Consider the following 8,825-nt stretch of genomic DNA (forward strand, 5'->3'; position numbering starts at 1 on the left):
AACATAAGTTTACAAACTTCACAGAAGTAATCATCTATAACTAATCTTGTGATTGTACAAGTTCAATTATTTCAACTCCCTTAAATTAAGATTTAATCCTTTTTGATGAAAACCCTTGATAAATTGATTTGAGTTCATTTTTTATCAAGCCACAAAAAATAGATGTTGTTTCATGCTATAAACAACCTCAAAACAAGTCCTTTATCACATCAATACCTTCTCTAAACGTTTCTATGAAACCCATTATCGGCTATTCCCTTTCTGAGCAAATCTATAGTAGCTCTCGAACTCTAATTTATCGCGCACAGCGAGAACAGGATCAGCAGTCTGTGATTATTAAACTCCCTCGTTATCCTTATCCCAATTTTAGCGAACTTGCTCAATATCGCAACGCTTATACTTTGATCAAAAATCTGAATTTACCTGGAGTGGTTCGGATGTTAGCAATACAACAAGTCGATCAACGTCTTGCCTTAATTATGGAAGACTTCGGGGCAATTTCCCTAGATTTACATTTTGAAAAACAACGCAATCGAGGTCTAGCAACGACGGATGAAGGAATCAATAAATTTCTAAATATTGCTCAACAAATTGCTCAAACATTAGAACAACTCAATCAATACCAAATTATTCATAAAGACATTAAACCCCACAACGTTATCATTAATCCATCGAGTGAAAAAATTCAACTCATCGACTTTGCCAATGCTTCTAAAATTCCCAAAGAAGCTCCAGAAATCAATAATATTTCTGCAATTGAAGGGACAGTCAGTTATATCTCTCCTGAACAAACTGGACGTATGAATCGAGGCATTGATTATCGCAGCGATTTCTATTCAGTTGGGGTCATGTTTTACGAACTTCTGACTGGACAGCTTCCCTTTATTTCTGATGATCCACTGGAATTAATCCATTGTCATATGGCTCGTGAACCCATTTCTCCCAAAGAGAGAATCGCTACAATTCCGGAGACTATCAGTAATATTGTAATGAAATTAATGGCAAAAATGCCAGAAGACCGCTATCAAAGTGCAAGCGGACTGAAGCATGATTTAGAACTCTGTATACAACGGTGGAAAATTAATCATAATATCCCCAATTTTCCTTTGGGAAATTACGATATTTCTAACCTTTTTTCTCTGCCTGAAAAACTCTATGGTCGTGAAAAAGAAGTTGAAATTTTGCTGACTATTTTTGAACGAGTTTCTCAAGGCAGTCGAGAAATGATGTTAGTCGGGGGACAGTCAGGAATTGGAAAATCTGCCCTTGTTCACGAAATTCATAAACCCATTGTTCGCCAACGGGGATATTTTATCAGTGGTAAATTTGATCAATTTAAACGAGATATTCCTTTTTCTGCTTTTGTTCAAGCTTTTCAAAATTTGATTCAACAACTCTTGAGTGAAACAGAAATTGCCATTCAACATTGGAAAGCAAGCATTCTTTCTGCATTGGGAGAAAGCGCCCAAGTCATTATCGATGTCATTCCTGAATTAGAACTATTAATCGGTTCTCAACCTCCTGTACCCAAACTCGAAGCAACAGCAGCAGAAAATCGTTTTAAATTGTTATTTAGTAAGTTTACTCAAGTTTTTACCACTGCCGATCACCCCTTAGTTATTTTTTTAGATGATTTACAATGGGCGGATTTAGCGTCACTGAAATTAATTCAACTGTTAATGACAGAGCCAGATACTTGTTATTTATTATTAATTGGAGCTTATCGCAATAATGAAGTCAGTCAAGCTCATCCCTTAACGCTAACCCTTGATGAAATTTGCACTGCGGGAGCAAGTGTACATCACATGAGTTTGAAACCGCTAGAGTTTGAACACCTGAATCATTTAGTTTCTGAGAGTTTAAAATGTCCCCTAGCTAAAGCAAATTCTTTGACTAAAGTCGTCTATCAAAAAACACAAGGTAATCCTTTCTTTAGTAGTCAATTTCTTAAGGCATTACATCAAGATGGATTGATTTTTCCGAATTTAGAGTTGGGTTTTTGGCAGTGGGATAGAGCCAAAGTTGAAAGTTTGACGATGAGTTCTGATGTTGTAGAATTCATGGCAGATCAGTTACAAAAATTACCCTTAGAAACTCAAAATACTCTGAAACTAGCGGCTTGTATTGGAAATGTATTTGATCTAGAAACATTAGCGGTTGTTTCTGAAAAGTCTCCGACTCAAACAGCCAATTATTTATGGAGTGCTTTAAAAGCTGGCTTAATTACTCCGGTTGATGGAATGTACAAATTTTTTGCTGAAAATGAATTGGAAACCACTCAGGAAGAATTCACAGTTAAAAAAGAAATTCCTCGATATAAGTTCCTCCATGATCGGGTTCAACAAGCAGCTTATCGTTTGATTTCTCCAGATAAAAAACAAGCAACACATTTAAAAATTGGACGATTACTATTGAGAGGGACTTCAGAAATAGAAAGAGAAGAAAAACTCTTTGAAATCACCAATCATTTTAACCAAGGTGTGCAGTTAATTCAGGAACAAGCAGAAAAATATCAACTCGCAGAACTCAATCTGATCACGGGACGGAAAGCAAAAGTTTCTACCGCTTATGCAGCCGCAGTTAACTATTTGCGAATGGGTCTAGAGTTATTAGAAGAAACCAGTTGGCAGTCTCATTATGATCTAGCTTTTGAACTTCATAAAGAACGAGCTGAATTAGAATATTTGAATGGCAACTTTGAACAAGCAGAACGATTCATCTATTTGACGTTATTAAAGGCTAAAACGGTTGTTGAAAAAGCAGAAATATACAATTTACTAATCGTCCAACATAGCTTTAGAACTCAATTTAAAGAAGCAATTCTAGTGGGAATTACCGCTTTAAAACTTTTAGGATTTGATCTGTCTCAATCTCAAGTTAAAACAGCTTTAGACTCAGAATTTTTAGAGGTTCAGTCTCGCTTGAGACATCAAGATATTTCTGACCTGATTGATCGGCGAGAACTACAAAAGCCAGAGTATCGAGTCGCCATCAAAATTTTAAGCAATATCGAACCCGGTGCTTATTTTACGAATCCAGATTTGTGGTCATTTATTGTTACAAAAATGGTTAGTATTTCTCTCAACTATGGTCATATTTCTGAATCTTCCTTTGGTTATGCGACCTATGCCCTTCTGTTGATTTTAAAATCACAAAACTATCAGGTTGGTTATCAGTTGGTTCAGTTAGCAATTGCTTTGAGTGAACGCTTTCAGGATCAGGGCTATAAATGCCGAAATTGTACAGCTTTTGTCGCTGTTATTAATCATTGGGTCAAACCCATGAACGAGATCTCTAGAATCGCTTACGAAGGATGTCAGGCGGGTTTAGAAGCAGGAGAGTTGCAATATTCTGGTTATATCTTGGCTTACCAGGCGGTGAGTTTATTTTACTGTGAAGAAAACTTAGAAAGTTTCATAAAAAAATTGTCTGAGTATTTAGTCTTTTCACGTAAAATTAGTAATCAACACGCCACTAACATTATTTTGGGATTGATTTTGGGCGCCACATTCTTTTTAGGAAAAGTTAAAGTAGAAGAATTGCTAGGAGAGCAACTCCTGAGTGAAGCTCAGTATCTTGCTCAATGCAGAGAAAATAAAACATCAATGGGAATCTGCTTCTATGAGATTATAAAAACTCAAGCTTTATTCACGTTTGGAAAGTTGAAGGAAGCAGAACGAACTTTACGAGAATCTCAGCTATTGATTCAGTATATTCCGGGTTTTATTTCAACCGCACAACTCAACTTTCTTGAGTCTTTGATTTTATCTCATTTATATTCTGAAGCTTCACCAGAAAATAAAGAAAACTATCAGAACCAAATTCAAGTTAATCAAAAAAAAATGAAAATTTGGACAGAAAACTGTCCTGAAAACTTCCGGTCTCAATATTTGTTAATCGCCGCAGAACAGGCAAGAATTCAAGGAAAAAACTGGGAAGCTTTGGATTTATATGATCAAGCAATTGCCTCAGCTAAACAACAGGGTTGGGTTCAACAACAAGCACTCGCCAATGAACAAGCCGCTCTATTCTGGTTAGCTCAAGGTCGAGAAAAATTTGCTCAAACTTACATGATTGAAGCCTACTACAGCTATATTCGTTGGGGAGCAGTCCTTAAAATCCAACAACTAGAACAAGATTATCCGGAATTGCTGTCTCCCATTCTACAACGTGAAATTAACAGTGTTGACTCCCTAAACTACAGCACAAATTCTTCTCTGAACCCCTCCTCTGCTTCTGTCACAGGAACTCATAATCTACTGGATTTAGCAACAGTGATTAAAGCTTCTCATGCACTGTCGAGCAAGATTAAACTCAACAATTTACTCTCGAGTTTAGTACAACTCGCGATTGAAAATGCTGGCGCACAAAAATGTGCATTGATGTGGTATAAAGAGAATCAATTAATTCTCGAAGTGATCGCTCACACCTCTTCAACTGATGTAAAATCGGATTCTCATCCCTCTCTTGACTCCTTTGATCTTCCTTTAATTCCCGTGAATTTGTGTCAAGATTTACCTCAATCTTTGATTAACTATGTTTGGCGAACTCAACAGTCTTTAGTTTTAGATGAAGCGGCTGATTATGCCTTCTGGATGAGCGATCCTTATATTAGCAAACATCAACCGAAATCCATGCTTTGTACTCCGGTTGCCAAGCAAGGTCAACAGGTTGGAGTTCTTTATTTAGAAAATAATTTGGTCAGTGGTGCTTTTACTCCTGAACGTTTGCAACTCCTGGAATTAATTACAACTCAAGCCGCAATTTCTATAGAAAATGCTCGGCTTTATGATAATTTGGCACTCGCCAAGTCTCAATTAGAAGCGACGAATCAAACCTTAGAGCAAAAAGTTCAGGAACGAACTCAACAATTACATACAAAAAATAAGTGTTTAGCTCAAACTTTAAAAGAACTTAAACAGACTCAAGCTAAATTGATTCAAACTGAAAAAATGTCGAGTTTAGGACAATTAGTGGCGGGAGTCGCTCACGAAATTAATAACCCGGTTAACTTTATTTTTGGGAACATTGCTCATGCTCAAGAATATGCAGAAGACTTGTTAAAAGTGATTCAAGCCTATCAAAAATATTATCCTGAACCTGTAGAAGCAATGCAAGATTTAATCGAAGATGTGGATTTAGAGTTTTTAGTTGAAGACTTACCGAAATTGTTAAGCTCGATGAATGTGGGAGCCAATCGAATTCGAGAAATTGTTGAATCACTGCGGAATTTTTCTCGATTAGATGAAGCGGAAGTTAAATCAGTTGATATTCACGAAGGGATTGACTCAACGTTAATGATTCTGCAAAATCATTTGAAAGCAAAGCCAGATGAACTTGCTATTGAATTGGTGAAAAACTACAGCAATTTACCTAAAATAGAGTGTTACCCTGGACAACTCAATCAAGTGTTTATGAACATTCTCTCTAATGCAATTGATGCTCTCCAACACAAGAGAAAAGAAACGGGTTCTCCTCAGAGCAGAATTACCATCACGACCGAAGCGACAACAGCTCAAACCGTGAAAATTAAGATCACCGATAATGGTATAGGAATGAGTGAACAAGTACAAAAGAAAATTTTTGATCCCTTTTTTACGACGAAACCAGTCGGGAAAGGGACGGGATTAGGTTTAGCAATTAGCTATCAAATTGTGGTCGAACGTCATCAAGGTCAATTAAGCTGTATTTCCACTCTCAATCAAGGGACAGAATTTGTGATTGAAATTCCTGTTAGACTGTCTTCAACGGAGTGATATTGCTCAAAAAACTTAAGCTAGATTCGCCAGTTGAACGGCTAACATTTGAGCAGCATCTTTTAAAAGTTCAAGCTCCGATGATAACCAAAAACGGGAACTCTCACAATGATGAGCGACTAACAATCCCCATAACTGCTGTTGATTCATTAAAATGGGAACCACTAAATTGGCTTTAACTTTTATTTGACGAAGAAAATCTTGATGACAAGAATGAATCGGTTCTCTTTCTATATCTGAAATGGATCGGGTTCGTCCAGCCATGTATAGAGCCGCATATTCATCATTAAAACATTCATCCGCTCCCGTCGAACCATAAATTGACCATTTAGGATGACTCAAAGCCTCAAACGTGACTTGTCCTTTCCATTGATGATAAAAATAATACAGTACAACCCGATTCACTTGCAGCGTTTTTTGTAGTCGATCCACTGTTTCTTGTACGAGAACATCTCGTTTCTCATGGGCTTGAAAACGTTCAATAAACCTTCGCAAGCCTGGATCACTAGATGGATACAAAACTCTATTGAGGTGAAAATCGGGGTGAAATTCCTGATTCGCCGTCATTGTACAAAGTGAGATAAAATTATCGTGTTCTGAGTATATCTACATAAGATAAAGGGTATTTTACCATAGTTTTCAAAAAATTTAAATTTCTAGTCAAGAACTTGTAAAGCACTAAGAAAATACACCTAGTATTAACCGTTATCACTGTTGTCGGGGCGGGTTCTGTCCCCATGTATATTTTCTCAGCAAAAACCTCAATAAACCCGCTTTTGCCATTTCCTGTAAAGTGCTAAAAGACAAAAAAATCGCATCCCCTCAAAAGGAAGATGCGGCGATCAGAAACATTGTTCGTTAATCCCTGACTTTAACAAGTTGCGATCGCCTGTCTATTCATTCAAAAGGTGCAGGGACAACAAACAGGGTAATATTTTCTTTTTTAACGATATGGACAACCGTTCCAGGTATTAGTCTAACATTCGTCTCACAGCGAGCATTCCACCAAGTTGCTTGAAATTTAACTCGACCTTGGCGATAGGGCTGGATTTCTTCAGAAACAATTCCTTCTCCCAAAATCTTTATCGGGTTAGACTCACAAGGCGTGGTGTGTATTTTATTCCGAAAAAACATCGTTCTATCTCCCTTGCGTAAATCGAAAATCAGCCAGTAGAGGAAACTTGGGCTTTGAATAGCCTGTAGGGTATTGCAAGGCTTGTATGGCAATTCTTGTCTGTTAGAATAGCCTTCTACTTAACTATCACCTTACCCTGGTTATTCTATGAAAGAAATTCAAGCTGTTTAGGTTCCGAAAGTGGAACCATGTCCTCTAACCCAAGACATCACTTTGATTTTCCTCTAGTGATCGGGCTGAGGTCTGCTTGAGAGATCCTGCTGAACATTACCCTAGAAAAGTTGAGATCACCATCCTCTATGGAATCTCTACTAGCAATGAATCTATAAAGATGAGATGAAATCCGGAATGAATAAAATATTATAGGGGTTAAAATGTATCTCAATATACATTAGGATTAGCAAAAGATCATCAAACACCATTTGCCCCACAGGGCCTATTTTAGGGTCAGTTCACCCTTTGTCCACTCTCTATAATTTGTTCCCCATCGCGAAAATATTATCCTGAAAATATGTCAGAACGATACATTTTGTTTTACAAACCCTATGACGTTTTATGCCAATTTACCGATAACGATCCGACCACTTCCCCTCGCAAAACCTTAAAAGATTTTATCTCGATTCCTGGGGTTTATCCCGTCGGACGATTAGACCGCGATAGTGAAGGATTATTGCTTCTCACCAATCAAGGTAAAATCCAACATCGCTTGAGTCATCGCCAATTTCATCACCCTCGAACTTACTGGGTTCAGGTGGAAAATATACCGGATGAAACCGCCTTGAATTCCCTGCGATCCGGTGTTAATATTAAAGACTACCAAACTCGACCCGCTCAAGTTAAAATTCTCCCAACTGAACCTGCTTTACCCCCTCGTGACCCGCCGATTCGTTTTCGCAAAACAGTACCCACCGCTTGGTTAGAAATCACCCTCACGGAAGGGCGAAATCGTCAAGTTCGTCGGATGACCGCAGCCGTCGGGTTTCCTACTTTGAGATTAATTCGAGTTGCGATCGCTCATTTACAGTTAGACGGACTCGAACCCGGTCAATGGCGCTCATTAACTCAAATTGAAGTTCAAAACTTATACAAAATTACAGGGTTTTGAAATTGATCAACAGGACGAACCAACGAATCAGTTTGATAAGAGCTGAAAATCAAATCTATAGCGATCGCTAGATTGAGTCAGCCCGAATCATTATATTTTTACCAAGAGAAGCAGGTTTAGAGCAAGGTCGTTCACGACGGATTATTTTATGCTAACATAAGTTTATCGTGGCTTGATGCCGATAATCTATGCTTGTGTATGAAATGAAGCTGCAAGGAACGCAATACCAGTACAGAAAGTTAGACGAAGCTATCCGTACTGGTAGGTTTGTTCGTAACAGCATCATTAAAGCATGGATAGACGGTCAAATCAAAAGTCGCAACGATGCTTATGCCTACTGCAAACTGCTGTCAGACAATCCAGATTTTCCCTGGGTAAACAAACTCAATTCTATGGCTCGACAAGCCCACGCAGAAAGAGCATGGGCATCCATTGAACAATTTTATCAAAAATGTCGGCAAAAAATACCGGGGAAAAAAGGATTTCCAAAGTTTAAAAAATCTCAAGTCAGAGCATCTGTTGAATACAAAACATCGGGATGGAAACTTTCAGAAGATAGACGCTATTTAACCTTTTCCGATAAGTTTCAAGCAGGTACATTTAAACTTTGGGGTAGCCGAGATTTACACTTCTATCAACTCCAACAAATTAAACGGGTTAGAGTGATTAGAAGACACGATGGGTATTATGCTCAATTTTTAATCGATCATACCAGAGAGGAAAACAAAGAACTCACAGGAAAACAAACTGGGCTAGATGTAGGTCTTAACCATTTCTACACCGATTCTTTTGGCAATCAAATAGACAATCCCCGCTTTTTCAGGAAAGA

Annotated in this window: 5 protein-coding genes; 3 read left to right on the forward strand and 2 right to left on the reverse strand. The window is 37.9% G+C overall.

Translation table 11 applies throughout. The annotated features are described in order from the left end of the window. Positions 1 to 233: 233 nt before the first annotated feature. Positions 234 to 5,756 (forward strand): trifunctional serine/threonine-protein kinase/ATP-binding protein/sensor histidine kinase, encoded by a 5,523-nt coding sequence (locus WN50_RS02485; RefSeq protein ID WP_046278712.1) that lies wholly within the window; start codon positions 234 to 236, stop codon positions 5,754 to 5,756. Between the two features lie 15 nt (positions 5,757 to 5,771). Here the strand turns inward: WN50_RS02485 and WN50_RS02490 are convergent, their stop codons facing one another. Next, positions 5,772 to 6,323, reverse strand: coding sequence for a GAF domain-containing protein (locus WN50_RS02490; RefSeq protein ID WP_046278713.1), 552 nt, complete (start codon positions 6,321 to 6,323; stop codon positions 5,772 to 5,774). Positions 6,324 to 6,653: 330 nt separating this feature from the next. Continuing rightward, positions 6,654 to 6,890, reverse strand: a complete 237-nt coding sequence (locus WN50_RS02495) for an NfeD family protein (protein ID WP_046281341.1) — start codon at positions 6,888 to 6,890, stop codon at positions 6,654 to 6,656. 512 nt (positions 6,891 to 7,402) lie between these two features. Between WN50_RS02495 and WN50_RS02500 the strand changes: the two genes are divergently transcribed. Beyond that, positions 7,403 to 7,996: a pseudouridine synthase gene (locus WN50_RS02500; RefSeq protein ID WP_046281340.1), complete on the forward strand. Its 594-nt coding sequence runs from the start codon at positions 7,403 to 7,405 to the stop codon at positions 7,994 to 7,996. Between the two features lie 188 nt (positions 7,997 to 8,184). Next, positions 8,185 to 8,825: RNA-guided endonuclease InsQ/TnpB family protein (locus tag WN50_RS02505; protein WP_049557731.1), on the forward strand; the 641-nt coding region annotated here is incomplete at its 3' end.

This window comes from Limnoraphis robusta CS-951 (genome assembly GCF_000972705.2).

What these genes read in the sequence shown, in the direction of transcription:
- WN50_RS02485 (WP_046278712.1), top strand. Translation starts at nt 234, where the DNA reads ATGAAACCCATTATCGGCTATTCCCTTTCTGAGCAAATCTATAGTAGC.
- WN50_RS02490 (WP_046278713.1), bottom strand. Translation starts at nt 6,323, where the DNA reads ATGACGGCGAATCAGGAATTTCACCCCGATTTTCACCTCAATAGAGTT.
- WN50_RS02495 (WP_046281341.1), bottom strand. Translation starts at nt 6,890, where the DNA reads ATGTTTTTTCGGAATAAAATACACACCACGCCTTGTGAGTCTAACCCG.
- WN50_RS02500 (WP_046281340.1), top strand. Translation starts at nt 7,403, where the DNA reads ATGTCAGAACGATACATTTTGTTTTACAAACCCTATGACGTTTTATGC.